Origin of the sequence: Brevibacillus reuszeri, assembly GCF_002897295.1 — a bacterium.
Taxonomy (GTDB): domain Bacteria; phylum Bacillota; class Bacilli; order Brevibacillales; family Brevibacillaceae; genus Brevibacillus; species Brevibacillus reuszeri_A.
Genome location: NZ_BEXF01000023.1, coordinates 1 through 23,476 on the forward strand (window position 1 = coordinate 1; position 23,476 = coordinate 23,476).

At 39.6% G+C, this 23,476-nt stretch carries 37 protein-coding genes and 1 pseudogene; 4 read left to right on the top strand and 34 right to left on the bottom strand.

Annotation, left to right across the window (positions count from 1 at the left end; translation table 11 throughout):
- Nucleotides 1-344: RNA-guided endonuclease TnpB family protein (locus C3B52_RS26820; RefSeq protein ID WP_164684948.1), on the top strand; the 344-nt coding region annotated here is incomplete at its 5' end.
- An 80-nt stretch (nucleotides 345-424) separates the two neighbouring features.
- Here C3B52_RS26820 and C3B52_RS36820 read toward each other — a convergent pair.
- The 14 genes from C3B52_RS36820 to C3B52_RS36830 form a co-directional block, all read right to left on the bottom strand.
- Nucleotides 425-580: a hypothetical protein gene (locus tag C3B52_RS36820; protein WP_164684949.1), complete on the bottom strand. Its 156-nt coding sequence runs from the start codon at nucleotides 578-580 to the stop codon at nucleotides 425-427.
- 111 nt (nucleotides 581-691) lie between these two features.
- On the bottom strand, nucleotides 692-982 hold the full coding sequence (locus C3B52_RS26825; protein ID WP_103109443.1) for a hypothetical protein: 291 nt from the start codon (nucleotides 980-982) through the stop codon (nucleotides 692-694).
- Between the two features lie 94 nt (nucleotides 983-1,076).
- Entirely contained in the window at nucleotides 1,077-1,655 is a 579-nt protein-coding gene (locus tag C3B52_RS26830) for a hypothetical protein (RefSeq protein WP_103109444.1), read from the bottom strand.
- Between the two features lie 25 nt (nucleotides 1,656-1,680).
- Entirely contained in the window at nucleotides 1,681-2,496 is an 816-nt protein-coding gene (locus tag C3B52_RS26835; RefSeq protein WP_103109445.1) for a hypothetical protein, read from the bottom strand.
- Nucleotides 2,497-2,669: 173 nt separating this feature from the next.
- Nucleotides 2,670-2,996 (bottom strand): hypothetical protein, encoded by a 327-nt coding sequence (locus C3B52_RS26840; RefSeq protein ID WP_103109446.1) that lies wholly within the window; start codon nucleotides 2,994-2,996, stop codon nucleotides 2,670-2,672.
- A 121-nt stretch (nucleotides 2,997-3,117) separates the two neighbouring features.
- Entirely contained in the window at nucleotides 3,118-3,405 is a 288-nt protein-coding gene (locus C3B52_RS26845) for a hypothetical protein (RefSeq protein ID WP_103109447.1), read from the bottom strand.
- Between the two features lie 38 nt (nucleotides 3,406-3,443).
- The gene (locus C3B52_RS26850; protein WP_103109448.1) at nucleotides 3,444-3,731 is read right to left on the bottom strand and encodes a hypothetical protein; all 288 of its coding nucleotides are present in this window, start codon (nucleotides 3,729-3,731) and stop codon (nucleotides 3,444-3,446) included.
- A gap of 284 nt (nucleotides 3,732-4,015) precedes the next feature.
- A complete protein-coding gene (locus C3B52_RS26855) occupies nucleotides 4,016-4,279 on the bottom strand; it encodes a hypothetical protein (protein WP_103109449.1) in 264 nt (87 codons plus the stop codon).
- 93 nt (nucleotides 4,280-4,372) lie between these two features.
- Nucleotides 4,373-4,627, bottom strand: coding sequence for a hypothetical protein (locus C3B52_RS37510; RefSeq protein WP_235615873.1), 255 nt, complete (start codon nucleotides 4,625-4,627; stop codon nucleotides 4,373-4,375).
- Between the two features lie 28 nt (nucleotides 4,628-4,655).
- Nucleotides 4,656-4,943, bottom strand: coding sequence for a hypothetical protein (locus C3B52_RS26865; protein ID WP_103109451.1), 288 nt, complete (start codon nucleotides 4,941-4,943; stop codon nucleotides 4,656-4,658).
- A gap of 791 nt (nucleotides 4,944-5,734) precedes the next feature.
- Nucleotides 5,735-5,896, bottom strand: a complete 162-nt coding sequence (locus C3B52_RS36825) for a hypothetical protein (protein ID WP_164684951.1) — start codon at nucleotides 5,894-5,896, stop codon at nucleotides 5,735-5,737.
- 438 nt (nucleotides 5,897-6,334) lie between these two features.
- Nucleotides 6,335-6,463 (bottom strand): hypothetical protein, encoded by a 129-nt coding sequence (locus C3B52_RS37895; RefSeq protein ID WP_268811909.1) that lies wholly within the window; start codon nucleotides 6,461-6,463, stop codon nucleotides 6,335-6,337.
- On the bottom strand, nucleotides 6,463-6,705 hold the full coding sequence (locus C3B52_RS26870; protein ID WP_103109452.1) for a hypothetical protein: 243 nt from the start codon (nucleotides 6,703-6,705) through the stop codon (nucleotides 6,463-6,465). Before C3B52_RS26870 ends, C3B52_RS37895 begins: the two co-directional genes overlap by 1 nt.
- A 58-nt stretch (nucleotides 6,706-6,763) precedes the next feature.
- The gene (locus C3B52_RS36830; protein WP_164684952.1) at nucleotides 6,764-7,021 is read right to left on the bottom strand and encodes a hypothetical protein; all 258 of its coding nucleotides are present in this window, start codon (nucleotides 7,019-7,021) and stop codon (nucleotides 6,764-6,766) included.
- A gap of 271 nt (nucleotides 7,022-7,292) precedes the next feature.
- Between C3B52_RS36830 and C3B52_RS38275 the strand changes: the two are divergent.
- Together C3B52_RS38275 and C3B52_RS26880 are read left to right on the top strand one after the other, a co-directional pair.
- Nucleotides 7,293-7,580: pseudogene (locus tag C3B52_RS38275) on the top strand (hypothetical protein); the annotation flags it as partial.
- Nucleotides 7,581-7,732: 152 nt separating this feature from the next.
- On the top strand, nucleotides 7,733-8,029 hold the full coding sequence (locus C3B52_RS26880; RefSeq protein WP_103109454.1) for a hypothetical protein: 297 nt from the start codon (nucleotides 7,733-7,735) through the stop codon (nucleotides 8,027-8,029).
- Nucleotides 8,030-8,074: 45 nt separating this feature from the next.
- Here the strand turns inward: C3B52_RS26880 and C3B52_RS36835 are convergent, their stop codons facing one another.
- The 12 genes from C3B52_RS36835 to C3B52_RS26935 form a co-directional block, all read right to left on the bottom strand.
- On the bottom strand, nucleotides 8,075-8,245 hold the full coding sequence (locus tag C3B52_RS36835; RefSeq protein ID WP_164684953.1) for a hypothetical protein: 171 nt from the start codon (nucleotides 8,243-8,245) through the stop codon (nucleotides 8,075-8,077).
- A gap of 173 nt (nucleotides 8,246-8,418) precedes the next feature.
- Entirely contained in the window at nucleotides 8,419-8,742 is a 324-nt protein-coding gene (locus C3B52_RS26890) for a hypothetical protein (RefSeq protein WP_103109456.1), read from the bottom strand.
- Between the two features lie 81 nt (nucleotides 8,743-8,823).
- Entirely contained in the window at nucleotides 8,824-8,979 is a 156-nt protein-coding gene (locus tag C3B52_RS36840) for a hypothetical protein (protein WP_164684954.1), read from the bottom strand.
- A 419-nt stretch (nucleotides 8,980-9,398) separates the two neighbouring features.
- Complete coding sequence (locus tag C3B52_RS36845; protein WP_164684955.1) at nucleotides 9,399-9,551, bottom strand: hypothetical protein; 153 nt, start codon at nucleotides 9,549-9,551, stop codon at nucleotides 9,399-9,401.
- A gap of 439 nt (nucleotides 9,552-9,990) precedes the next feature.
- A complete protein-coding gene (locus C3B52_RS26900) occupies nucleotides 9,991-10,584 on the bottom strand; it encodes a hypothetical protein (protein ID WP_103109458.1) in 594 nt (197 codons plus the stop codon).
- Between the two features lie 39 nt (nucleotides 10,585-10,623).
- The gene (locus tag C3B52_RS26905; protein ID WP_103109459.1) at nucleotides 10,624-11,094 is read right to left on the bottom strand and encodes a metal-dependent hydrolase; all 471 of its coding nucleotides are present in this window, start codon (nucleotides 11,092-11,094) and stop codon (nucleotides 10,624-10,626) included.
- The gene (locus tag C3B52_RS26910; protein WP_103109460.1) at nucleotides 11,094-11,336 is read right to left on the bottom strand and encodes a hypothetical protein; all 243 of its coding nucleotides are present in this window, start codon (nucleotides 11,334-11,336) and stop codon (nucleotides 11,094-11,096) included. Before C3B52_RS26910 ends, C3B52_RS26905 begins: the two co-directional genes overlap by 1 nt.
- Nucleotides 11,337-11,483: 147 nt before the next feature.
- Nucleotides 11,484-12,122, bottom strand: a complete 639-nt coding sequence (locus C3B52_RS26915; protein ID WP_103109461.1) for an HD-GYP domain-containing protein — start codon at nucleotides 12,120-12,122, stop codon at nucleotides 11,484-11,486.
- Between the two features lie 64 nt (nucleotides 12,123-12,186).
- On the bottom strand, nucleotides 12,187-12,552 hold the full coding sequence (locus C3B52_RS38280) for a helix-turn-helix domain-containing protein (protein WP_103109462.1): 366 nt from the start codon (nucleotides 12,550-12,552) through the stop codon (nucleotides 12,187-12,189).
- A gap of 20 nt (nucleotides 12,553-12,572) precedes the next feature.
- Complete coding sequence (locus tag C3B52_RS26925; RefSeq protein ID WP_103109463.1) at nucleotides 12,573-14,069, bottom strand: hypothetical protein; 1,497 nt, start codon at nucleotides 14,067-14,069, stop codon at nucleotides 12,573-12,575.
- Between the two features lie 227 nt (nucleotides 14,070-14,296).
- Complete coding sequence (locus C3B52_RS26930; protein WP_103109464.1) at nucleotides 14,297-14,512, bottom strand: DUF3006 domain-containing protein; 216 nt, start codon at nucleotides 14,510-14,512, stop codon at nucleotides 14,297-14,299.
- 11 nt (nucleotides 14,513-14,523) lie between these two features.
- The gene (locus C3B52_RS26935) at nucleotides 14,524-15,792 is read right to left on the bottom strand and encodes an MBL fold metallo-hydrolase (protein WP_103109465.1); all 1,269 of its coding nucleotides are present in this window, start codon (nucleotides 15,790-15,792) and stop codon (nucleotides 14,524-14,526) included.
- A gap of 219 nt (nucleotides 15,793-16,011) precedes the next feature.
- On the opposite strand from C3B52_RS26935, the gene C3B52_RS26940 reads away from it, so the two are divergent.
- Nucleotides 16,012-16,221 (top strand): alpha/beta-type small acid-soluble spore protein, encoded by a 210-nt coding sequence (locus tag C3B52_RS26940; RefSeq protein ID WP_103109466.1) that lies wholly within the window; start codon nucleotides 16,012-16,014, stop codon nucleotides 16,219-16,221.
- 126 nt (nucleotides 16,222-16,347) lie between these two features.
- On the opposite strand, the gene C3B52_RS26945 is transcribed toward C3B52_RS26940, so the two are convergent.
- The 8 genes from C3B52_RS26945 to C3B52_RS26980 all read right to left on the bottom strand — a co-directional run bounded on the left by C3B52_RS26945 (nucleotide 16,348) and on the right by C3B52_RS26980 (nucleotide 23,380).
- Nucleotides 16,348-16,587, bottom strand: a complete 240-nt coding sequence (locus tag C3B52_RS26945) for a hypothetical protein (RefSeq protein WP_103109467.1) — start codon at nucleotides 16,585-16,587, stop codon at nucleotides 16,348-16,350.
- A 276-nt stretch (nucleotides 16,588-16,863) separates the two neighbouring features.
- On the bottom strand, nucleotides 16,864-17,490 hold the full coding sequence (locus C3B52_RS26950; protein WP_164684956.1) for a hypothetical protein: 627 nt from the start codon (nucleotides 17,488-17,490) through the stop codon (nucleotides 16,864-16,866).
- Between the two features lie 125 nt (nucleotides 17,491-17,615).
- On the bottom strand, nucleotides 17,616-18,188 hold the full coding sequence (locus tag C3B52_RS26955) for a GNAT family N-acetyltransferase (protein ID WP_103109469.1): 573 nt from the start codon (nucleotides 18,186-18,188) through the stop codon (nucleotides 17,616-17,618).
- 27 nt (nucleotides 18,189-18,215) lie between these two features.
- The gene (locus tag C3B52_RS26960; RefSeq protein WP_103109470.1) at nucleotides 18,216-18,680 is read right to left on the bottom strand and encodes a hypothetical protein; all 465 of its coding nucleotides are present in this window, start codon (nucleotides 18,678-18,680) and stop codon (nucleotides 18,216-18,218) included.
- 768 nt (nucleotides 18,681-19,448) lie between these two features.
- Nucleotides 19,449-20,981 carry a hypothetical protein gene (locus tag C3B52_RS26965; RefSeq protein WP_103109471.1) on the bottom strand — a complete coding sequence of 511 codons (1,533 nt, stop codon included), beginning with the start codon at nucleotides 20,979-20,981 and terminating at the stop codon, nucleotides 19,449-19,451.
- 1,184 nt (nucleotides 20,982-22,165) lie between these two features.
- Nucleotides 22,166-22,378 carry a hypothetical protein gene (locus C3B52_RS26970; protein WP_103109472.1) on the bottom strand — a complete coding sequence of 71 codons (213 nt, stop codon included), beginning with the start codon at nucleotides 22,376-22,378 and terminating at the stop codon, nucleotides 22,166-22,168.
- A gap of 6 nt (nucleotides 22,379-22,384) precedes the next feature.
- Nucleotides 22,385-22,594, bottom strand: coding sequence for a hypothetical protein (locus tag C3B52_RS26975; RefSeq protein WP_103109473.1), 210 nt, complete (start codon nucleotides 22,592-22,594; stop codon nucleotides 22,385-22,387).
- Between the two features lie 174 nt (nucleotides 22,595-22,768).
- Entirely contained in the window at nucleotides 22,769-23,380 is a 612-nt protein-coding gene (locus C3B52_RS26980; RefSeq protein WP_103109474.1) for a restriction endonuclease, read from the bottom strand.
- Between the last annotated feature and the right edge of the window lie 96 nt (nucleotides 23,381-23,476).

Consider the following 23,476-nt stretch of genomic DNA (forward strand, 5'->3'; position numbering starts at 1 on the left):
CCAAGCTGATCAACGAAAACCAAGTGATCTGTTTAGAGGACTTGCAAGTAGAAAATATGGTCAAAAATCACAAGTTAGCAAAATCCATTGCAGATGCTTCGTGGTCTATGTTTCGCACGATGCTGGAATATAAGTCAGAATGGTATGGCAGAAAGGTCACAATTGTTGGGAAACAATTCCCTTCCAGCCAGCTCTGCTCGACTCCAAACTGTGGATACCGTAACAAGGACGTAAAAAATCTAAATTTGCGTAGTTGGATATGCCCGAACTGCGGCGTACAACATGATCGTGACCAAAACGCTGCCATCAATATTGAGCAAGAAGGACTTCGATTGTTGGCGTAGCCAACTAAACTGTGGGACTCACAGGGATAGCTTGGTATATTTCACTCTGTTAGGAGTGACTACCCAAGAATCCCCTGTCTTTAGGCATGGGGAGTGTCAAAAAAGCGTTCAAGATCGGAATAGAAAATGAAGCACCAAACAAATAGAGCGACTACTCGAAGCTTAAAAACCATCATCACAAACGAAAGAAAATAGAGTAATAATTCACCTATTTCTTCTGAAGTCCAATTTTTCACACTAAGAGCCTCCTCAGTATTCGATTAAACAGCAGAAGTTAAAAAAACTTGTAATTCCTCTTTCATCATTTCTGACACACTTCACATTTCTCAAAATTAAGGGCAAGAAGTTTATTTCTCCCCACGTCTTACCTCGAATATCTGACGAGCTGCTAAATACACAATTAACAAAATTGAGAGAACCGAGCTTGCAAGTCTAGTCAAAGCCATAACGATAAGAACAATGTATACAATGATAACTGATATACTACTCACTTTTTCAAAAAAAGGTAATTTGAACCATAGCTCCATTGGATCAGCATCAAGCATAAGGACTTTATCTATTGGATTGAGAAACAACTGGCTCGCAGATAATACCACCAAAATTGCCATCAATATGTTTATACCTGTTTTTAGAACCATGCTACTCACCTTTCTCAAAATGAGCTGCTCTTTTTGAAATGCAAGAAGTCACGATTCACATTTCAACACAGTCACAACTCTTCTTCTCTGCCTTCTAAAGGTTCGATGTTAGTTTCAACAAACGAGGCAAAAGGAAGTCACATTTGTTGTTCCAATTTGGCTCAAGTATAACCTTACGGGTACTGCGAAGAATAAATGCAGACTCTATCATCAGTTCCAGAAGAGCTAACTTATCAATATCTTTTATGATCCTAGTAGAATGCTGATTGGGGTTGTCTACGTCAATGTATTCCCTTAAACTCCGGCACCATACTTCGCTTTGTGGTGGAATATCTGGTACACGTGATAATAATTTGTATGTATCACAAAGCGCAAGGATAGCAAGCTGCTTACGGACAGAACTTGCCGCACTCTCTCTATTCGCTCCGTATTTTACAATCACTCTAGAATCATCTGGAAAATGCAGCAATAGGTAAGAAATGTACATTTCCTCCAATTCCATGAGCCGATCTTGCATCACTGGTTTCAACTTTTTTAAGCATAGCTCCCGAAATCCGCCTTCCCATAATTCGAAATCATGAATAGAGCTATTCCCTTCGTATAATTTTCTACCAAGATCAGTTAAGACTGAAAAAGGATCTCTATTTCTTATTTTCTGGAAGAAACCTAACACCTAGTAACACCTCTTTCTATCACCATCAATTAGATACTACACTTTGATTATAGCTTCCGACTTTTAAAACATCTTTTCCAATGTACACAAGTCCAATAGCAACAAGTAAAACGATTGGATTCAAAGTATATACAAAAGTATTTATGATTACTAATATCAATCCTACACCAATAAGAGTATCAATGAAAAACTTCAGGCCATCCGAAGAAAAGGCAAAAATACTATTTTTAATAGATTTCATGCTAGGTTTTGTGAAAAATGGAAGCAATAAAGCGGAGAACAGTATCATTGAAAAACGAAGGATCTTGATAATTCCTACTCCAATGATAATTGCGAGCGTGGTAAAGTAGATAATGGATGAAAAAGATATAGGTGTAAGTGATCTTATTCCATTCAAAAATTGATCTTGATTAACGCCATACCGTTCTTGTAAAACGATTGTTAAGCTAAAAGTGAAATATCCAATAATCATTAAAATAGTATTCACAGCACAAAAGTTTCCTACCAGCAGACTCGTTTCTTTGAAAAAACGTTCACCTTTTATAACTTTGTTGACAATAATCCCACTTACAAAAATAGCAAAAATAACCCAGAATATTCTCCAGATTTCCTCAATCCCTTTCATTATTAAATTCATGTCTATGGGAGTAGAAAGCTTATATGCGATCAGAGGGTAATCACTCATCAGATCGACACGTGTTTGTCCAAGAAAAATATAGTCAAATGCAATCCAGATCACCATCAAAAAGAACACTAACCAACCAATTGCTAATGCTGTAACAAAATACTTGCCATCAAAAATATTATGTATTCTTTCTTGTACAAACTTTGATTTAATCATATATAACTCCTTTTATCTTCCTTTTTTCGATTTGGTCATTTTCCAGCTAAATTATTCTTGATATGAATATTATTTAAATCAACTTTAATCAACCAAATAATCTGACTTCCATTCAAAGTTACACTCAGTGAACTCATATACTTATTGCCATAATAATCGATCTAAGTGAGTCATTAACTAATCTTGGCTAACTTACGTGCTAGAGAAACCCTTACTCCTATTCTTAATAAGCACTCAGCAATTGTCGATGCTAGGGAACGCGATTTACAAAAGCCTTCCCATTTAACCTGTCTGATGTATCTATCACCAATCTTGTCCATGACATGTGACGGTATTGTTGCACCATGAAGCAATTCAAAATAACAAAAACGCAAATCCTGGTCATTGTCTGGTGAACATACCTTAAAATCCTGGTATGAGATTTCTGCGCTCTCATCAGGCATAGCAATTAAAAGTAGTGCTGGTTCATATATCAAAACAAACTTTGAAGCAGATGCCATGAATTAACACCTCTTTCCTTGTAACAAGAGAATAAAAACTAGATATCTTTCATGGACCATTGCTTTTCATATAACACTGCCAGCTTAGTGTTTCGCTCGGCTTGGGCAATCGTAGTAACCGTTACGATTCGTTCTTAAAAAATTCAATATCCCGACCAAATCGGATTGCATAAAAACAATTGTCAGATGCTTGTACAATCTCATATTCTGTATAAGTCGGATGTCTATTTATTGGTGTAAGCTTTCCGTTCTGATAATCGATGTTCAATATTACCAAGTCACTTTGATCAAGGAACACGTCCAATTCTATAAGCTCACCACTATCTAAAAAATCAACTAACCAACCACCAACAACGAATTTCCCATCCATGCCGTTAATATTCATCTCAGCAATTATTATCACCGCCATTACGTTTAGCTGCTTCGCGCTTCAAATTCAACCACTATTCAGTACATTTCTCCTGGTGTGTTATGAAAAATGCAATTACTGTATCGATCAAATACCTCACCTGATTCATTATTTGTGGCGTGACTAACCTGAACAGTTGAAGCCCCTTCCGAAAAAACTTCCTTTAATACCTTATGAATGGCTAGCTTAAAATGAAAAGCATCAACATCCTTTTGATTTTCTAGTACTTTCCCACCTATGTAAGAAGCCTGATAGTATACAGTAAATTTAATCAATCCATTTTTTTGAAGTGCTATATCTAATTGGTTTTTCAAAGTTCCATTCATCTCTAATCCTCCATAAATTTAGTTAGCAAGAAGTAACATCATCCTTTCTTAATAAATACCGGAGAAAATAAATTCATTTTAGTAGAACGTCTCTTTAAAAAACACTTCCCTAAAGTTGGTCCACGCCTCTATATTCATAGACAAAATTAGTTCTATGGATAAGTCATGATAGATGTCTTCTTTTGTATGATGTACCTAGGTGCGATTAATCCGCGCTGCGCTTCGACATTGTTTTTTGGGGCAATATTCTTCCCATCAAGATAATCCAAATTTTTCCTTCCACTCTAATTTAAATCCGTCCGTTTAATTTGTTTAATAAGCTCTATTGCCATTTCCCAATACTCACGATCAACTGAATATCTCTGTGTAAACTCTTCATACGAAAACAAGTCTCCATGTTCGTTTAAAAAATCATGCATTGTGATATTCAGATAGTCTTGTCCATGACGAATCCGAAATGGGCTAATTGAGATACTATTTTCAGGATTTATCTTTATTATCTTCCCATCCAATTGTTTTACAATATGATCAAGCTCTTTCTTATCCATTATCCTCACCCTTTTTATCTTATTTGCAATGTGAAGCCACTGGCTGAAATAGGACCTACTACGATTTATTTTGGATACTCAATATGATAATTCTTACCTTGTTACAAAGACATAAGTTGCGAAAGCAAACAAGAACATCATCCCATATATTAGAAAAGAAAAACCTATGTCTCCACTATTTTCTAATTCCACAATTTTACTAAATATTTTCACCCGTTCTTTTTCGGTTAGATTTGAATCATGCAGTTTTTCCTTAAGTTTCACTATCTTCAATATATCATTCAATTCACTTACACCCCCTTTACGTCTACTTCCTGGTCTTGTTGCTTTAGAATCTTGTCTCTTCAACTATTGAGCAGTACGTATGTAGACTGATTCAATTTAGAAAATCATCAAGGGATTGAGTAACGATTGCAGGTGATTTTTCCAGTAGGAACTTTTCACGAAGCTCATTAACCTCTGATTCATGGTAATACCAAGATGTCTGGAAGCCTTCAATGTTCAAGACCTTAGCTCCAATATTGCCTTTCTTTGCTAAATTCCTAAGACGGTCTACATTGGTTCCTCTGCGAGTATAGTAATGTGCCGATTGCCATCCATCCAAAATTATGTCTTTTTTGTATTGCTTCAGTTCAGTTCGAGTAATATGAATTATGTTTATCATTTCGTTCCTCCCTACACTATCAACTCGGATCACTGATGCCGACTGCCTGTACTTTGTCTTCTATGATTTGCTCGATCCTGTACCATTCGTCAGTATCGTCATTTTTGATGATGCCACCCCACCCAATTTCGGTTTATAGCTTAATATCATCACCCTTTTACCGCTTGCATTTCATTTCCCACCCGTTTGTCAAACTACATAGTAGATTTAAATTACCTGAATGCACGTCAAAGCCTTGATATAACAACGTTTGTATATCGTGTACCGACAGGATTTACATGGAGATGCGAGCATGATAGGCTCAGGAGCCAAGCGAATCCATTACTGGCATTGCTCCGTTCGCCCTCAATCATGCTCGTAGAGGCTCCGTGTCAATCCGTCTTTACTGTTGGTACACCATATGTAACCCCTACAGCCTGTAAGGATGACAGGTGTTTCTCGACAAGTTAATATAATACACATTAAGTAAAAATCGATCCAATCCAGCCAATAAATTTAATTCCGCATAACTACCGATCAGTTCTTCAAAGCGATCGATTCAGAACTTGGTTGAATATTAAACGACTGCTGCTTCCACGCTAATTTGAGCTTGCTACATTTTTTCAAATACCGCTCGGCCAGTAATTCTCAATTATTAAAATAAATCCATACGTGAGTATTAAACCGACTATTAGAGTGACTGACATTACTTTTAAACTATCCAACAACAAATAGCTCTCCTTTCTTCAATGAGCAATTTGTATCCAGTGCTGGTCACACGAGCAGTACGCTAACCTAGTTATAATTTAATTCTATTCCAACCTTTGTTTAAGCATTTTAGATTGATAGCCAATCGGTTTCCCTTTTTCATAGACATCGTTAAGAATTTTCTTTGATTCCTCTGAAATTTTAGGGAAATGGGTATGCGCTTCATCTAGTACTACTAATTTTTTCTTCTTGTCCTGATTCATCATTTTGAAACCCTCCATTTATTTGAGTGAGCAAAATGTATATAATCCAAAAAATTCGGCAATACAGTTAATGGAACCAACACAAATGTACCTGGAATACTGGAAGGACGTTGAGCCGTCGTTTTAATCCCTGCATAGGTGAGACTGCCGACTCGTAGGAAAGGTACCATATGACTGTATTGTAACGTTAAAGCAGGGGCGTTAAGGTTTTTTATGATGCCGTTCCAGGGCACTGGGCGGCAGTTTGTGCTGCACTGGATCCGGATCGGTGACGCAGCTGCACTCCTACCCGTTTTTGTCATAATGAGCAGTGTAACCAGCGCGGATCATCGGGATCCACAATACACATTAAGTAAAAAGCAACCAAAACATGGTAATAAGCCCCGATACAATTATGATTATTGATATAAAGAAGTCTACTCTATCTCTAATCTCAAACATCTAAACGCCCTCTCTCAATACTTTACGCCTTTCAATCCATTGACCAATTTCCCAACCTATCCAAGGTGCTACATGCCAAAGCGCAAAAAGTACGGGTAATGAAAATACAAACCAAGGCTCAAACATCATTACTTATTTCTCCTTTCTGCTTCACGCTTCCAATGTGCCCGCAGCCATTCCGCATCCTCTTCCGTAAATTTCCGATCTTTCTCGACTGACATATATTTCTTTAAATCAAAATGCATAAACACAATCAAAGTAAGACCAAGAATCACACCAAAACCAATGATCCAAGGAGAATAATGATCATTCCCCACAAATGTTTTAAGGGATACAAGTGTAGAAGTCATAGAATCAGAACCAGGAACCATGATTTACCCCCTCATCCGCAGCTGCTTCAACAATTCTGTATTCTTTCTTCAATACACACTAAGTAAAATCCGTCCGTTTAATTTGTTTAATAAGTTCTATTGCCATTTCCCAATACTCACGATCAACTGAATATCTCTGTGTAAACTCTTCATACGATAACAAGTCTCCTTGTTCGTTCAAAAAATCATGCATTGTAATATTCAGACTGTCATGCTCATGATGAATCCGAAATGGGTTAATCGAGATACTATTTTCAGGATTTATCGTTATTACCTTCCCGTCCAATTGTTTTACAATCTGATCAAGTTCTTTCATATCCATTATCCTCACCCTTTTTATCTTATTGAGCATTGTGTTAAATAGCATTTTTACAAATCGTGTGTTGTGACAAGTCGACGTATTGTGTCGAAAACAACTACTGTAAATCAGGACATACGAGCTGTATAATTTGCTTGCCCGTTGTAAATTTTCTTTCTTATTCGTTGATGGAACGCCGTGTGCGATGAAAGTCGCCTGCACGGTGTAGGCTCGAACGAAAACCCTCACAAAAAGAAGGGGATAAGTCGAGAATAGCAATCGACCTCCTGTAGTTCATGATAATGATGGAGTTCTAGAGGTAACTTATATAAATCAATATGCTGAGGGTACTGGTACTTTAAGTCCGATTTACTCTGCTTTTTCGGACCCAGACGGAGATGAACTTAGATTTACAGCCAATTCAGATGACCCATCAGTCTCCGTTTTTGTTTTTGAAAACAATTTATTTGCGAGATTTCCAAAACAAACGGTTGGAAATACTATAACTATTACCGTTACAGCTCACGATGACAAAGGCGGCACAATATCCAGTAAGTGGCTTATCATTTGCAGATAACAACTTCCATCAACGGCCCTCGGGTTACTCCGGGGTTTTTTTATAGCCTTTTTCTAGGAGCGTACATCATACTTTCCACAATTACCGATGTGTTAAGTTAACCTTCCTCTATCTGGAAATACTTTGTTACAATCAAGCTTGAGGTGATCCATTTGAAGAAGGTTGTTAAGGCAAAAGTTAAATGGCTAACTGCTGAACAAGGTGGACGTACGACTCCTTTGGGATTCGGTTTTCGTTACTGCCCAATTGTCGAGTTTGAAACTCAAGTTAAAACTGGTGATACTTGGAGCGCTGATATCATCTGGCATTCCGAGATTGGTACTGATCTAACTACCATTGCAGATTTCTCATTCTTTTCTGAGGAAGCACCTTTTGAATTATTAACCCCAGGAAGCAAATTCAATTTATTTGAGGGTAGCAGGCACGTTGCTATCGGTTACCTACTTTAGGCGCTAAACAACATAACTACTTTGTTAAATCCACGTAGGACTCGCTTATTTGCTCTCAGATTGTTCCAACCTTCGAGCCTTTGCAGCAAGTTGCAAAGCCTTTGTTCTAAGATTTCCTGCTCTATCAAGATCACCTTTCAAGGCAGCTCGCTTTGACCTTGTTTCCCAAAGACCTGCTCTATCAAGTAATTTACCAACCTCACGATTTTTTGCCATGTATATGCCCCACCATCCAATCTCAATTGAATAGAATACACAATAAGATAATGGGATTTAATAATTAAACCCCTATGGACACCACTCAACAGTTCTGCATCCAGACAACCTCCTGGATCGTCAGCCGTCGTCTCCATCTGAATAGTCTTCTAGTAAAATATCAAAAGCCAAAATCACGATGCATCAAGTTCGTTGTATTCACGCAATATAACCTCGTAGAGAACCGGGCTATGAGGAGTTATATATTTTGAGATTTGTTCAAAAAACATTTCCCGTCCCTCAGCGAATATCGACATATCGCTCAGCACATCGTAGACAGCTTCACTAAGTACATCTAGCTCTTCTTTCGTAAGTTCCTCATCAATCCATTCCAAAAACACACCATAACTTTGGTGAAAATGTTCTGCGAAAGGATGTCCATCCATTCCATTACATTGAGATGCTTCAATTATGAAATTAACCATCCATCGAACAGCCATCTTGCTCATATCGCTCATTTCTAACACAACTCCTCCATAGTTGCAGCCTCCTGCCGCAAGTTATCAAATATTTGTTTTGGGTACCGAATTATCGACCGATTATTTATTGATTTCCTCCAACAATTCTTTTAATTCCTCTTTTGTCAGCCAAACAGTATGGTTCAACTCCCCATCCTTTTGAATAACACAAATTAGATCTTTTTCTTGGTAGAACACTACACTCGTTTTCTCATTTAAAGCTATGCCTCTACTCAAGGGATTACCCTCCTTCACTTAGTGAGCATTTTGTTAATTGAGTCTTAAATGAAAAAAAGTATGATAAAGCAGATTCTCATGGGAAAACATATGACCTGTGCGATTGATAGTTCAGACTCTACTGATTTAGATTCGATCCTGTTCACTTCTTTGCATACAGCCTCAATTGCCTTAATAAGTAGTACTGCACCAATGACTGTTCCAGTAATGGCCCAGCGAACATGCTTAGTGAATGCATCGAAATAGATACTGTAGTTTAGTAAGAACATCGAGACAAACAATAAAATCCCAATAACCCGAGCAAAGTAGATCATGAAAGGTTTCTTTTTTTTTCGCACTTTGTTACCCTGCTTAACATAACCATTCCCCCTCTAAACTGCTTTTTTACTTATTGAGCAATGACGTCCTTAAAATCATCCTTATCTAAATTGGACTTTGAGTTCTGATATTAATACTGATTCAACCATAAATCTCGGAATTTCCAATACGTCAGCGATATTTTCAACGTCTAGTTGTTCTTGATAAAACCGTAGAATTTCACTTTTAACTTTCTCAAACTCTTGTTCGTCCATAAGTTGGGTCACCTCTTTAACTGGAATTCCATACCGATCCCGTTATTATCAAACCTAATGTATGTTAGTTATCCCAGAAGTTCAGTTACACTGCGCTGTCCTCCATAAAATAAACCGTGAACTAGCCATTATGAGCACTGTTATTTTAGTGAATCTTCTTATTGATGTGAAAGCTCTCTTTCAAATCGTCTCATACTGTTTCCAGAACTTTACGCTCCGCTTCTTTCTCCATCATCTCTAAACGGTCTTTTTGGAAGTCGCGGTCTGGAAAGGTAAGAAAGGCAATTCATTTAATCCGTTGCTCATCGTATTTGTAGAATAGATGTTCGGCTCTTTTTTGAAATATAAGAATGCGAATTTCATTAATAATGGTGACAATGGTTGCGCCCAGGAGAAAGTAAAATAAGTTGTTTAACAAGGTAGTTGACTCCTTCGATTTCTACTCTTCTAAAATGTAATAGAACATCGGTGCTTTTCCCTCAGAAGATCTCTCATAGTCGATAAGCCCGAGCCCATATAGATCATCCCGAGAAGAAGAAATAGTATTATTCGCTATGCCTACAAATATCTTAATGTCCTCACGTTTAACGAGAATTGGTGCCTTCCCTTCAAGCTTTTGTTCTATACGAAAAACATGAAGAGCAAGATACAATCGAAGAGCAGATTTCGATACCCCAAACAACTTTTTAACAACCAGCGGGTGCAAAACAATGTATTTCATTTTTTCAATTACCCGCTCCACAAAACGATAGTAATTAACGTTATTTGTTGTCTGTTTCATTTCAAGGAAAGAAACATCAACCAACCGCCTGATTCCGTGTGTAAAGGTATCACTACTTGTCCCTAGCTCCTGCTTAATCTCGCCGTAGCTACACTTGAACCAATCCTCTGAGTCGGTTCCATTTACACAGCGGAAGTACTGTAGAGCGAGATAGATGACCATGACCGCTTTTTTCTCCTCCAGGAGCTGATCATATACAAGGAGATCCATGACTACTCGATCGTGATGATATGACTCGATGACCTTGTCCATACGACTCTTTCCCTCCAACAATATAATCCCAAGAAAGAACTAAGATAGAGGAATGCCTAGAACAGCCTCTATCCCCTCTCTATATCCCCAGTACAGTATATATGCAGTAGCAGCTAGTAGTGTAGTTCTATCCACAATCACATACAGAAAACGGGGAATCGGGACTCCAAACCATCCTTGTCGAACTGGCCAAAACAACTGTATACGCCCAACGAAAGCGTCACTTAAAAGATGAGAAAGTAGACCGTATAGAGCAGCAAGGGCAACAGACGAATCAGAAATAAGAAGAGCCGGGAGCAACAATATGACCCAAGAATGTGTCAACGTTCGGTGACCAATCCCTTTTTCCACCAACCATGACAATGGCCATATTGCTTTCCCGGCTTTACTTCTTGCTTTATCAACATCGGGCACTAACGCCATAGTCGCACCTACGAGAATCCCCTTCCATGAAGGGTAGGCATAGTAACCGGCCATTGCCCCTAACACTACATGAGTCTTCCATGTCATTAGCTGGCTACCCCTGCTTTTTTCTTTTGCTTGAAAACTTTCCCTAAGGTCATTGAAGTAGCAATGATATACGCGATACTAAACCACACGAAATATTGCGCCTGAAGACCATTCGTAACGAATATCATCATGATGTTTAATACCGCAAGAATGACACCCATCCGCCGTAATCCAGAGTACAAAAGCATCATCAAAGATAAGAGAGTCATGAGACTAAACAATATGGTAAAAAACAACACCATCAAACTACACCTCCATTTTGATGTACAATTACTGGTTTGCTATTAAGCACATCTTATCATACAGATATATCCAAATGCAAACCATTTTTTGTACATCAAATGTAGTTGTCAATGATTCGGGTATGTCTATTCAATCAAAAAAACGACTCAGGTTGCTGCGATGTATTCTTTCATGCGGTAACTTGATACCCCTTCTAGAAATATGTCCACAATATGTGGAGCATATTGCGTCCCTTTGCCCATTAACAGCTGTTCAACAGCTTGTCCATGGCTCAATGCGGGTCGATAGGTACGCGTGGTCGTCATAGCATCAAAGGAATCCGCTACTGCCACGATCAATGCTTCTTGTGGTACCTGCTCTAAGCAAAATCCTCGGGGATATCCTTTGCCATCCACCCGCTCATGATGGTAGAGAACGATATTGTGGATTCCAATTTGACTGAACGGTGTAATCTCTTTCACAATATCGTGACCAATGGAGGGATGCTTCTTCATAATCGAATACTCATCAGCTGTGAGCACTCCCTCCTTCAATAGAATGGAATCAGGAATACCGAGTTTACCTATATCATGGAGTAACCCACCAATATAGATGGCAGTAGAATGGCTTTCATCCAATCCCATATGTTTCGCTATCATCCATGAATAGTAACCGACATTGAGGGAATGACGGTACGTATAAGCATCTCTGGCTTGAATGGCCAGTAAGAACGACTGGATCGTTTCGATTGTCTGATGGGTAGGCAAGAATCCATTCCGTTGTAATGTTGCTAGTAATTTAATCATTACCGCTCCTCCTGTCTACTCATTAGCATCTAATCACCTGCATGCAAATGTGGATACAGCTCCATCACACTATTTCCACGTAGGCGGTTTTGAAGGCGAGAACGACCGCTTCGGTTCGGTTTTTCACTTTCATTTTCAGCAGAATACTGGATACATGATTCTTCACGGTCTTTTCACTGATCCCTAAGCATTCCGCAATTTCCTTATTTTCATGGCCTTGTAAGATTTGATGAAACACACTGACTTCCCGATCAGTGAGGATTCCCCAATTGATATCATGGACACGTTTTAAACTAACTCCTTGAATAGGGGGTTGCGGTTCCTTTCGCTTAGTCATGTGGGTTCCTGTATTTGGCGGGACAATAATAATGTTAATTTTATCTTCACTTACACCTTCTAACTGTTTCATAACGGTTTGAATCGCCTGCATTCTCTTATCACCTCGTGGTTTTATTTTCGAAACATCCGTTTCAAGGAATGGGTTACTCTTTTTCCAAAACCCTCTTTTCGAATGAAGACCTTTTCATCAATGTACTGGGACAAGAACTCTTCAGCTATGTTAATCATGTGTTCGTCATCGATTGGTTGGTGATTCCACTCAAGATCTGAAAAGTAGGTACCCATGTCCGGGATTCGCATGGAAACGGGAACCTGTACTTGATCACGAGCTGGATTTTCTTCCATGGATTGTAGGTAAACATAAACGTAATCCTTAATTTCCTTGTATGTGTCTGAGTATCGGTTTAAACAAACGGAGAAGCGGTCTCCGTATTTTTTCATCAGATACTGAACGCTAGGAGTCGCAGACCAGAGACGACTATTCGAACAGTCAGTTACACCGACGATGGCATCCGCTTGCATCATCCAATGTTCTGCATAACGTGATCGCCAACCGCGTCCAATATCGACAATGACGAAAGGATGTTGGCGACTGTTGCTAATGAACAACAGATTCTCTTCTTCCGAATACTCAAATTCTGGGCAAGCAGGATCTAATGGCGCCCAGTGTATTCCATATTGTTCCCAATGATTATGAATGGAGCCAGTGTCTTTCGTCTGCCTCATCCAGCTGATCCATGGCTCACCTTCCTTCCCCATAGGCAAGTTTTCTTGCCCAAGGTACTCAAGCATCTGAGGGATACGTCCCTGTGTAAAGGCTTCAACAACAGCCGTATAAGGACCAATTGGAGCTAAAGCAGCTGCTAACAAATGACTAATCGTTGAAGCACCAGAACCACCGGTCGCGTTCAAGGTTCCGACGATAATGACAAGCGGTTTTATTGTTACGCTTGCATTGATCCGTACGACCTTCTCAACAATTTTTTCAACGACGACCTTTTCCTTTTTGTAGACGATTTTCGGTTCGTTCCCTACAGTCTGCGCGGGAGCTGCTTCGTATTTTGGTAGAACTTGATTTTCTACATCACCTGGTTGTTGTTCGGCCTCTTCATTGGAATCTGGAGGAGCGGGAGCAAACGGGGTCCAATTAAACCCTTTGCTCATATCACTTAAATAATCCACGTCCTTATAGTCCAAGCGGTTCTCGTCCAAGAAGTGAAACGAAAACTTCTCTGGATCGATCGTTCGCTGATACCAGATGTCATAAATACCAAGATGGACCAGCTCTCCTAAGAAACCGTCCCCCTCTTTTCGATGGGGATGAACTAAAGAGAGAAAGATAACCCGAATTTGCTTTTGCCGTAAGACCTTCATGATTTGTAGTAAAGCAGCGTCTCTATCTCTAGGGGATTCATCCTTCTCATCCCCCATCAACTTATCACTCATGACAATGATCTCTGGGCTATACTGCTCAACATGCATTAACAATGAGCTGCGCACGTTGATTGAATCATCCAGGATAGGTGTCATGTTCGAATTTTCCGCTACCTTCACGACGAACTCATATAGTTCTGTTGAGGCATTGAGTGCTATAAGTACTTTTTTCATCTTTTCAATTCACCCGTATTCTTTCGAAGTAGGAGAGATAACTGAACATATGTCCACGTAATGAAAAAGAGCGACTCACCTTGTCCCCGAAAGACAAAGTGACTCGCTCTGGTATCTCCATCGCATTTATGAAATTCTATTTCCACAGTTCCATGATTACTGCTATCTATTATAAAGCATTGATAAATCGAATGTAAACAAGATTTACCAAGGAACACGGATAACCTTTAATCATCCTCCCAAACACTGTCCATTAGTTTTTTGATTTCATCTTGTCTGGATGAGGTCTCGGTTACATCCTTTACCCATATTCCATTCTCCAGCGTCACTACATCGCCAGCAACGACATCCCGGTCTACCTTATGCTTTTCAATGTCTTGTGTCTTGCCTTCTATCTCAATCACGACAAAAGAATCCTCAAAACGATCTACGATACCTTTCATCACTCATCCTCCTATTTTTCGCATGCAATGCCATCATTATCACGGTCGAGTGCAGCTCGATAACCAGGATCACCTTTTCGTAATGGAGCTGCTCCAGCTGCTTTCGCTTCTGCACAATTCTTATAGTACACCGTTTCCTTTTGTTCTGTCGTTGCTTGACTAGGTGACACTTCGATTGGTTTACTTACAGGTTGTACAGGCACTGCACTCTTTGTGGAAGGCTTCCATTCAGTAACGGAAGGGATTATCTCTTTTCCGTTCGAGGAAAATACAATGTTCCCTTGTTCATCATTACGATAGATTTTGATCCCTTTCTTCGCAAGGCGATCCAACACTACGTTCGTAGGATGGCCATATTTGTTTTCCTTGCCACTTTGTATGATCGCATAGGTAGGGTTCACTCGATTAAGAAACGCTTCGCTCGTAGACGTTTTAGATCCGTGATGACCAACGAGGAGAACATCCGAATTTAGATTAACTTGAGACTGAACCATGTCTTTCTCGCTTTCCACTTCAGCATCCCCGGTGAATAAGAAAGAAGTTGTTCCGTATGTGAGCTGTATCACAGCACTCATATCATTGGCGTCCGGATAGGTTCCGATCGGTGCAATCATCTTAATAGTGACATCGGGTTCCCACTCTAACGTAAGCCCCGCTTTTGCGGTTGAGACCTTCAGTCCCTTTTTCGCTATTTCGGTTAACACACTTTCAAATGTCTTCGTATTTGCTTGAACCCTGGGCATATAAATCTTGCCTATATCAAAGGTCCGAATGACCGCATCAAGCCCCCCCGTGTGATCCGCATCAGGATGAGTACCAAGGAGGATATCTATCTTTTTTACGCCTTGTTTCTTTAAATAATCCGTGACCACTTTTTCTTTATCATTGTTGCCAGCATCAATGAGTATCGTTTTTCCAGATGGACCAATGATTAATTGAGATGCCCCTTGTCCAACGTCTATGTAGTGTACGACTACCTTTCCCTCTTTCAAGGGAAGCGGGCTAGCAACCGAAGTTGTCTTTGCCTCTTCTTTGTTTGTGGGCTGATCAGTTGAAACGGGTTCAGGAGCGGCAGCTTGCGCTGTAGTAGATCCATTAGCCTGCTCTGTAATCGCCCCTTGTGCATTGACAGAATCTGTCCCCAGGTTACTGTTAGAGCATCCGGAAAGCAATACGGTTACGAGGAGTAGTGCAATCGTTGATGTATGTAAGGTTCTACGAATTACACTCATCATTTGGTGGTTAATCAGCATTCCATTCACGTATTTCAGTAAGTTCACGGATATCCCCCTAGTCGATTTTTTCTCTTATATCTCCCCACAGGTACGCTTGAAATGATGTAACCCATATGGTTGATGGGAGTACACCGTAACACTGATTCATACCTGGTCAATCTGAGTCCAAGTTTAAACGGTTCCATCTCTTGAAAGAAATTCCTTTGAGCCAGAATAGGGGATCGCTCTTCTGTAAATATTATCCTCAACAAGGAGGTGATGATCATGCTTCAAAGTAGTGGAAGAAACAATCAAAACGTGCTGGTCCCTAGTGCTCAGCATGCCTTGGACCAGCTCAAATACGAGGTCGCTACCGAGTTAGGCGTCCAGCTTGGCCCAGATACGTCTTCGCGATTGAATGGCTCAGTAGGTGGAGAAATTACGCGTCGTCTCGTGGCATACGCGGAGCAATCTCTAACTCGTGGCCATATCTAATGAGCGGCATTTATAATCTACTCGGGTGTGCGACAAGGTGACTCTAGATTTGAAGAGCCACCTTGTATCTTGTTCGGGCATCAATACCCGATACGAGGCAGCTGCGCTCCCCTTCGACGTACCGGCTCAGTTGAGATCCCATTGATAGATCACTACATACTTTTCTTCTCGATTCTCATCAATTAATTGCTCTAAATTCCGAGACCAATGGGAAACGGTAAGATTTTGCACGTCATCGATTTTGAGGCCGATTTCTTTTTTAATACTCTCTTCTGAAAACGGATTACTGACCCGTTGATTCATGCGATCATAAATAAAGTAAGATCCAAAGTGATCCCGTAACATAACTAAAGCAAATTGTTTCACGATTACCACCTCATCCCTATTCTACCTACAAATCTACAATTTTGACTATTCCATTTCTATAAACACTCCCCCGCTCCCATACTGAGACGAAATCAGAAAAGGCCTGTTGGAATAGAACATGGCAAATACCCATGATTCTAGCCAACAGGCCAAATGAATGTTTCCTGAAACCCTTCAGGTACCGATCCGTCTCAAAAATCCAATAGTCTTCAGCTTGATACCTTTATCATATCAAACACATGATCTGTAAGCAAAGGATCAGAGATAGATCATCTATTATTTGTTTTTAGCGCTAACGACATCAATTGCAATCATTCCGTACTCTTTGGATGACGAGAAAATGATCTTGTTTCCGTTTTTCTCGTGAACAATTTCTTGTTCGCCCTTATTCATTCGATCAATGGCATCGATAATCAGGTTAGCAGCATCTTGGTCTGTTGACTTTGGAATGACTTCACGCAAGAACGAAACCAGGTATAAGATTGTGGCCTCACTTTTTTCAGCACTGTTAGCGTGTTCAATTCCTGAGATGCTTAGTCTTTTTAAATCGTCTTTCGGTCCAAAGAAATTAAACGAAACCATATTATCCTCATCAGAGACACTGATATTTTCTAGAAAACTACCCTGATTATGAGTTTCCCACTTTAATCCGGTTAGCTTGTTCTCGAATGGTTCTAAGGATAACCCTGTGCCAATCATGGCATGGTATTTTTGTTCTGCAATACTGGCTTCAGGTGCAGCTGAATTTTCTTGTACAGCAACCTTCTCTTGCGGTTCAACAGTGGCTACTTGACTTGCCTGATTGTTAGAACAGCCTACAAGGAAAATGAGTACGAATGCAACTAAAGATAACCGTTTCACCAAAATCACTCCAGATTTTCTAATGGAAATAGGCAACTCCATATACTACCTAAGTCCTCAACTAGAACTTATCTTTCTATCGACAGAAATTAACATTCATGCTTTTGAAAGCAGGTTCTCTTATTCGTACAGCAGCTTGTTTTCCCCCAATGTATCGTCCTCTTCCCCTATGTGTGAGGCATTATCTTTTTACAAAAGTGAGGATGCCCATCACCGTTTGTATATTCAAACGCTGCATTCGTAAAGAGTCGATTGAAACCAACGACATCCTTCTCGGCGTTTGCAGGAGCGATTAAAAAGGAGACATGAAGAACTTTAGAAAGGTACTCTTCTAGTTCTTCAAGTGTTGCCTGCCCCAAGCCTTTTCTTTGATACTCTTCTTTTATTTGTAGATCTGTTAGAACAGCGATCCTTCCAAAAACAAGGCAGGTAAATGGATCTCGATGCAACCGAGAAGCAGATTCATAAAATCTAACGGACCGAATTGCTTTAAAAAGGACAGGATCTACTTTCTCAGCTAATTGATAGACATTTGATTCAAGCCAATTTTCATCAATTAGGTATAATTGAACCTCGCCAATTTCGAGTAACTCCCCATGTTTTTTGGCATGAATAATCCCTGTTACCAGTTGATACTCCTTTTGATAGGTCGTAGAAAATTGCGTACCTGAGTAATCTATTTCTCGATTCTCACCCAATAAGATTTCCAAACTTTCCGAATGTGTTGATTGTCTATTCAAAGAATATGTCCCCTTTCTGGTTCTTCATTAATCAAACGCGACTGGTACTACTTTCAGTCCCGCTTCTTTTGCAACTAAATAATGCATCAAGTTCCCAACCAAGCTGTTGCTAAATGGTTTAAGCAATACAGGTTGATCAAGTTGACCGAATAGTTCTACATGGAAGCGTATAGGAGCTAAGTCTTTATCCTTGACCTTTGGAGCTTTTGCCTGCATCGGTTTTGATAAGGCAATGTCTGATAGCGCTATCACCCTATCGGTTCCTCTTGGCGGTAACGGGCCCCAGATTCTCAGGAAGAAAAATTCATCTTGATCGAGAGACCATGGTTTCCAAGCAAGAACAGAAGATACTTGAAATTGCTGCGATAGATGGTACCCATCATCTTCGAATAAGGTGTCCTCTGGGATAGAATCACTTATGACTTGCTTATAACGATCCCAGATGTGGTATTGCTCAGTTCCTTTCATTTGGATTAACGCGTATCTCTTCACAAATACACCACCATGGATTTATCTTTACCTGATTAACATGTTGTCCTCAGAAACAAAAAGAGACAGGTTACCCATGCTTTGCTGGGATGACCTGTCTCGGTATTTCCGTGACCAATTATTGATTTGTTTCGATTGTAACATATGTTTGAAAAAGATAGTAGACCTAATCTAAGTTGAAAATGAATTTGTTCTAAGGAGGATAGAGAATACATACTACTATAAATACCAGAGAACTTTTATTAAGACAAAAGACTTTTATAGATTTCGTCATGCTTACGTACACTTATGCTCTACCCTCTTTTTAGAGAACGGAACCTAGAAGTAGCCTATGAAAGTGCGATGAAAAACGAGAAGCTCATTTTTTAAATCAGATAAAAGCTAGATCAAGTTGATTCATGCATTGCATAATAAACCGATTGTTCTTGGGAAGGTCAATTATCCACGATTGGATATCGCTTATCTACATCATAAACAATAATCACATCTATGTTCTAGGTTTCATCTGAAACTACGTTTTAAGCGTTGATAAGTTACTCAGATAATCCCAATTATGCACAATTGTTCTGCTGATGCTTCTAGGTTTCATCTGATTTTGAATTAAAAAGAAACATTCGAATGGATTCGGAGCAGATTAACAGGTTGCATAAAATCGTATAAGTGATGCCTAGTTTTGGATTTCCAGAGAAGTGTTGATCCGTGTTGCTGAAAATCTTCATTCCTAGTCCAAGCCGAATAGCCCTCTTTTTGAAGGTGAACAAAAAAGAGAGCTTACGGAGTTAACATATGAGAAAAATGAGTATGTAGATACGCTTCCAATGTAAACGTTGGCGGAACGATAACAATACGATCCGCTCCTGGAAGCTTTTCCACTTCACCTAACAGGTGATCGATGAGCTGGCTATCAGAAAGCTTACCTCGATTAAGATAAGCAGCTCGTTCCATCTGACAGTAGGCATCTACCTGCTTCTGTAATGAAAATGCCTTACGTCTTACCAAGTCAATGCCTGGCATGTGGTGAAGCTCCACAGCTCCTTGATACTCTGCGTAATCGTAGGATACGGTCCGTGTATATTGTTTTTGGAGGAGCGGTTCGGCAGCTTTACACACTTTCTCCACTTTTCTTGGAGAGTATGTACTCATGGCATTAAGGAATTGGCTCCACCGGGTGTCTGCTTCCGTTTCTAAAGGTGATAGATAGTCGATGACACGAGTCCGTTCTAAGATCCCCTGAAACGTGAATTCTGTCATTGAGCGAATGGATTTTACTAAGTATCCAATCAGATTATGAGGAAGGTTCCGGTGTTTCTTGTGGTACTGCTTAAGGATCTCTAATGCTGGCCGAATGATGCGGTACCCTTTGCCTTTAAAATAGCGAACCAAGTCGTTCAATTCGATCTCCGTTACATATTCACGAAGGGAAAGCGATGTAAGAATTCTCTCGATAAAGGCAGCTGTTCTTTTATACACCTTCTTTGGTGCCAGCGCTTCTCGAAATGCTTCCCCTTTTTGCGGGGAGAGAACAAAGTCTGGGTGAATCATCATGAAGGCTTTGTATTGACCAGATGCTTTTTGAATCTCAGCACGAGCAAAGAGTGGTGTTTGCGTAAATAGAGATGGTGAAGAAAGCTCATCTAACACCTTACGAACCTGGTAAGGATGGGCTTTATGGAGGAGTTTGTATAGACCTGTGTATTGAACATCTTTGTTACGATTGGTAAAGAGGCGCTCTACTGCTTTATTTTTCTCGTTTCCTTGTTGAGCAGCAATCGAGTAGAACAGTTTTTTGCTGGCAAGAGATAAGGATGTAAAGGCAGCACTGAATACGACCGGATGCAAAAGGAAGTATCTTGCTGCTTTCGGTCGCTCTGTCTTTAACCATGGTAATTCATAGTCGTTCTCATCTTGCAGGAAGTAATTGATCTTATAGCTAACTACACCGTATTGATGTTGCTCTTCCGTGATAAGACGGTGTATTTTGAATTTTTCCATCGCTTCATAGAATTGAGGAGAGGATATTGGATTCTCATAGAGCTCTTCCATGCGTTGATAAATGGCATGTCGCGAAACACGATTGATGTGGCCATTCGTATTGCACAAACCAAAAAGGACCGTAGCGACATAGAGATCCGCTTCGGTTACGTGATTGAGATGGCGCTTTCTTCCACCATCGTTGATCGAATAGGTCATGCTTTTATCATTGAAATCTTGTTCGATGTTAAAGAGTGCCCGTAAAAATGGAGCGCTCATCGCAACTGGAAGTGTTTTTTGTCCCGCTATGCCCCGTTTATTTGCTAGTATCAACGCTTTTCCCCTCCTCTCTTCATTGAATATCAGCGATCGATTTGGTATATTTATGAAAAAGGCATGCCTTAAGTAGACCTCGGACAATCCTCTTTTTTGAAAAGGGATGTAAGGTGTCAAATTAAGGGTATGGTTTTAATCGGCTGGTAACCGATGCATTTAAACGTTGAAAGGTTACAAGGTACTGGTAATACCTTGGCAGAAGCTCCCGCTGGTAACGGGGGCTTTTTTGTTCTGATCCATTGTCTTTGATAGAGAAAATGTTGGTAAAACTCTACCTGTTTACGAATATATCCTTCATTCTATCATCTTGCAATATCACGAAAAGAACGGATAACCATCGTACTAGCGAGTATAAATTTGAATGCTCTGCTGCGAGGATGTTGTACTAACGAGTATATTTTGTTTGAAGGGAATGACAATGTAAGTATCGTACTAACGAGTATTTTTGGGTGAGGCTCATATCGTACCAACGAGTATATTCGAGTAATTCCTGAGTTCATGAATTAGAGAAATGATTCGGAAAAGTATCGTACTAAAGAGTATAATGAGCACTCTTGTGAAGTAGTTCCTTAATAATCGTTTCTATCGTACTAACGAGTATATAATGTCATAGCGAAGGGATCGAATGATATCGTACTAACGAGTATTTTTTGTGGATGATTCTGGATATCAGTGGAATTCAAAATATTTCTTAAGAACAACGACTATCGTACCAGCGAGTATAAAGTTAGAAGCTGCGTATTTTTGCATAGTCGTACCACCGAGTATATTTAAGGCAATACGATCGGGAATGGAAAGTAAGTGGTGTACATAGAGGAGAGTAATGAATTTAACTGAATAGTGGGAACCTCAATTATCGTACTAACGAGTATAATCAGTTTGCCTACAACTAAAAGATAGTCGTACTAACGAGTATAAACTTGAAGCGGTTTGATATCGTACTAACGAGTATACGATCGAAGGGAAAACGACTTAGATATTGTACTAACGAGTATATTTTGGGCTCAAAAAAAATTATCGACATTAATCGACAATAAGCAATGTATGCTGTTTCTCGACCAAAATGGGAAATATACCAGAAAGTAAATGCCATGATTGTAATCAAAACAGAGGCTGAAATGGACAAGAAGATAAGGTCCTAGAGTAGCCTCCGTTTTATGGATCTATCAAAACAGTTGAATTTATCTCATTCCTTGGCTTTGTAAGTCATCAGGCTTATAAACAAATACTGTCTGCGTGCCTTCAATAGGTTTAAACTTTAACTTTTCCCAGAACGTCGCGCTCTCTTTGTTGTTAGGGATTAAGTAAACTGTGCATCCAGGTAATTGGTTGTTGAGTAATTCCTCAATGATTTTTCGCCCATATCCCTTACCTTTTTCCAGTACTTCGAACATATCTATTTATATGCTATTTGGTTCATACATATCGGATTGATCAATGTCGATGATTCCAAGAATTTTCCCTTCAAGAACAATCTTATAAACACCGTCTGCCAAAGGATTTGTATTCTTTGAATCAACATTGTTGATAGCCATGCGCCATATGGAATCTAATTTGTATTGTTGAATCAGCTGTTGTAATTCGTTTTGTGTGCATTCATGAAATTCCATCTTAATGGCTCCTTTTTGAGGCTCCCAAGTGGTGCGCCTTCATCATCTTTTCCACCGGCTCCTTTTCACATTCCATGACTCCATTCGATGGCAACACTTCGCTAGTGACAAAGAGTAATCCACCATGGTGTTAAATACTCCCTTGCCACATTGAATTATTACAAGGTAACCGTATTACAAGCGAATGTCTTTTTTTATTAGAATGGATGCATCCTCTTCAAAATGGGCGTATATCACTCTTGGCTCTCGCTCAATGATGCTTTTAGCCCTTTCAACTCTTCCCTCTTGATAATTCGTAATGATCTCAATAAGGTCGGAACGATCCAATAGAAGAACACCATTGACCCCCGCTAGCGTCTCAGAGGAGTCTGTATAAGTAGTAGATGTGATAACAAGGGTTTTCTTTGCGCGATAGAAATTCTTGGCTGTATAAACCTGTTGAACGGCATCCAGGCCAATCTGGTAGTTCGTATCATATCGTTTCGCTTGAATAATCGCACGATCTCCACTGGAATCAGTAAAGACTACATCTGCTCCAAAATCTCGACTATTTACGGTTTTATAAGCGTCATGATAGCCTAACTCGATCAAGAGGCGTTGAAGGTATATTTCAAAATCTATACCATCTTGCATTTTATCAATGTCCTCAATCCCGATATTCTTGATATCATCGAAATTAGAAAATTGAAAGGGAGTAACCGGTGAGCTCCGTTTTATTCTCAATAAGATTCCAATAAGAACAAATATTATGATCAGTACAGATATCCCAATTAGATAGTAATCCAATTACGTCCGCTCCTACCCTGCTTTTTCAAGAACCCTGAAGCAATTGTTTTGGTTCACTTATACTCTCGTAAGTAATTCTTACACTCGTAGCTTTTG

What these genes read in the sequence shown, in the direction of transcription:
- C3B52_RS26825 (WP_103109443.1), bottom strand. Translation starts at nt 982, where the DNA reads ATGGTTCTAAAAACAGGTATAAACATATTGATGGCAATTTTGGTGGTA.
- C3B52_RS26835 (WP_103109445.1), bottom strand. Translation starts at nt 2,496, where the DNA reads ATGATTAAATCAAAGTTTGTACAAGAAAGAATACATAATATTTTTGAT.
- C3B52_RS26840 (WP_103109446.1), bottom strand. Translation starts at nt 2,996, where the DNA reads ATGGCATCTGCTTCAAAGTTTGTTTTGATATATGAACCAGCACTACTT.
- C3B52_RS26845 (WP_103109447.1), bottom strand. Translation starts at nt 3,405, where the DNA reads ATGGCGGTGATAATAATTGCTGAGATGAATATTAACGGCATGGATGGG.
- C3B52_RS26850 (WP_103109448.1), bottom strand. Translation starts at nt 3,731, where the DNA reads ATGAATGGAACTTTGAAAAACCAATTAGATATAGCACTTCAAAAAAAT.
- C3B52_RS26855 (WP_103109449.1), bottom strand. Translation starts at nt 4,279, where the DNA reads ATGGATAAGAAAGAGCTTGATCATATTGTAAAACAATTGGATGGGAAG.
- C3B52_RS26865 (WP_103109451.1), bottom strand. Translation starts at nt 4,943, where the DNA reads ATGATAAACATAATTCATATTACTCGAACTGAACTGAAGCAATACAAA.
- C3B52_RS36825 (WP_164684951.1), bottom strand. Translation starts at nt 5,896, where the DNA reads ATGATGAATCAGGACAAGAAGAAAAAATTAGTAGTACTAGATGAAGCG.
- C3B52_RS37895 (WP_268811909.1), bottom strand. Translation starts at nt 6,463, where the DNA reads ATGATGTTTGAGCCTTGGTTTGTATTTTCATTACCCGTACTTTTTGCG.
- C3B52_RS26870 (WP_103109452.1), bottom strand. Translation starts at nt 6,705, where the DNA reads ATGGTTCCTGGTTCTGATTCTATGACTTCTACACTTGTATCCCTTAAA.
- C3B52_RS36830 (WP_164684952.1), bottom strand. Translation starts at nt 7,021, where the DNA reads ATGAAAGAACTTGATCAGATTGTAAAACAATTGGACGGGAAGGTAATA.
- C3B52_RS36835 (WP_164684953.1), bottom strand. Translation starts at nt 8,245, where the DNA reads ATGGCAAAAAATCGTGAGGTTGGTAAATTACTTGATAGAGCAGGTCTT.
- C3B52_RS26890 (WP_103109456.1), bottom strand. Translation starts at nt 8,742, where the DNA reads ATGAGCGATATGAGCAAGATGGCTGTTCGATGGATGGTTAATTTCATA.
- C3B52_RS36845 (WP_164684955.1), bottom strand. Translation starts at nt 9,551, where the DNA reads ATGGACGAACAAGAGTTTGAGAAAGTTAAAAGTGAAATTCTACGGTTT.
- C3B52_RS26900 (WP_103109458.1), bottom strand. Translation starts at nt 10,584, where the DNA reads ATGGACAAGGTCATCGAGTCATATCATCACGATCGAGTAGTCATGGAT.
- C3B52_RS26905 (WP_103109459.1), bottom strand. Translation starts at nt 11,094, where the DNA reads ATGACATGGAAGACTCATGTAGTGTTAGGGGCAATGGCCGGTTACTAT.
- C3B52_RS26910 (WP_103109460.1), bottom strand. Translation starts at nt 11,336, where the DNA reads ATGGTGTTGTTTTTTACCATATTGTTTAGTCTCATGACTCTCTTATCT.
- C3B52_RS26915 (WP_103109461.1), bottom strand. Translation starts at nt 12,122, where the DNA reads ATGATTAAATTACTAGCAACATTACAACGGAATGGATTCTTGCCTACC.
- C3B52_RS38280 (WP_103109462.1), bottom strand. Translation starts at nt 12,552, where the DNA reads ATGCAGGCGATTCAAACCGTTATGAAACAGTTAGAAGGTGTAAGTGAA.
- C3B52_RS26925 (WP_103109463.1), bottom strand. Translation starts at nt 14,069, where the DNA reads ATGAAAAAAGTACTTATAGCACTCAATGCCTCAACAGAACTATATGAG.
- C3B52_RS26930 (WP_103109464.1), bottom strand. Translation starts at nt 14,512, where the DNA reads ATGAAAGGTATCGTAGATCGTTTTGAGGATTCTTTTGTCGTGATTGAG.
- C3B52_RS26940 (WP_103109466.1), top strand. Translation starts at nt 16,012, where the DNA reads ATGCTTCAAAGTAGTGGAAGAAACAATCAAAACGTGCTGGTCCCTAGT.
- C3B52_RS26950 (WP_164684956.1), bottom strand. Translation starts at nt 17,490, where the DNA reads ATGGAGTTGCCTATTTCCATTAGAAAATCTGGAGTGATTTTGGTGAAA.
- C3B52_RS26970 (WP_103109472.1), bottom strand. Translation starts at nt 22,378, where the DNA reads ATGTTCGAAGTACTGGAAAAAGGTAAGGGATATGGGCGAAAAATCATT.
- C3B52_RS26975 (WP_103109473.1), bottom strand. Translation starts at nt 22,594, where the DNA reads ATGGAATTTCATGAATGCACACAAAACGAATTACAACAGCTGATTCAA.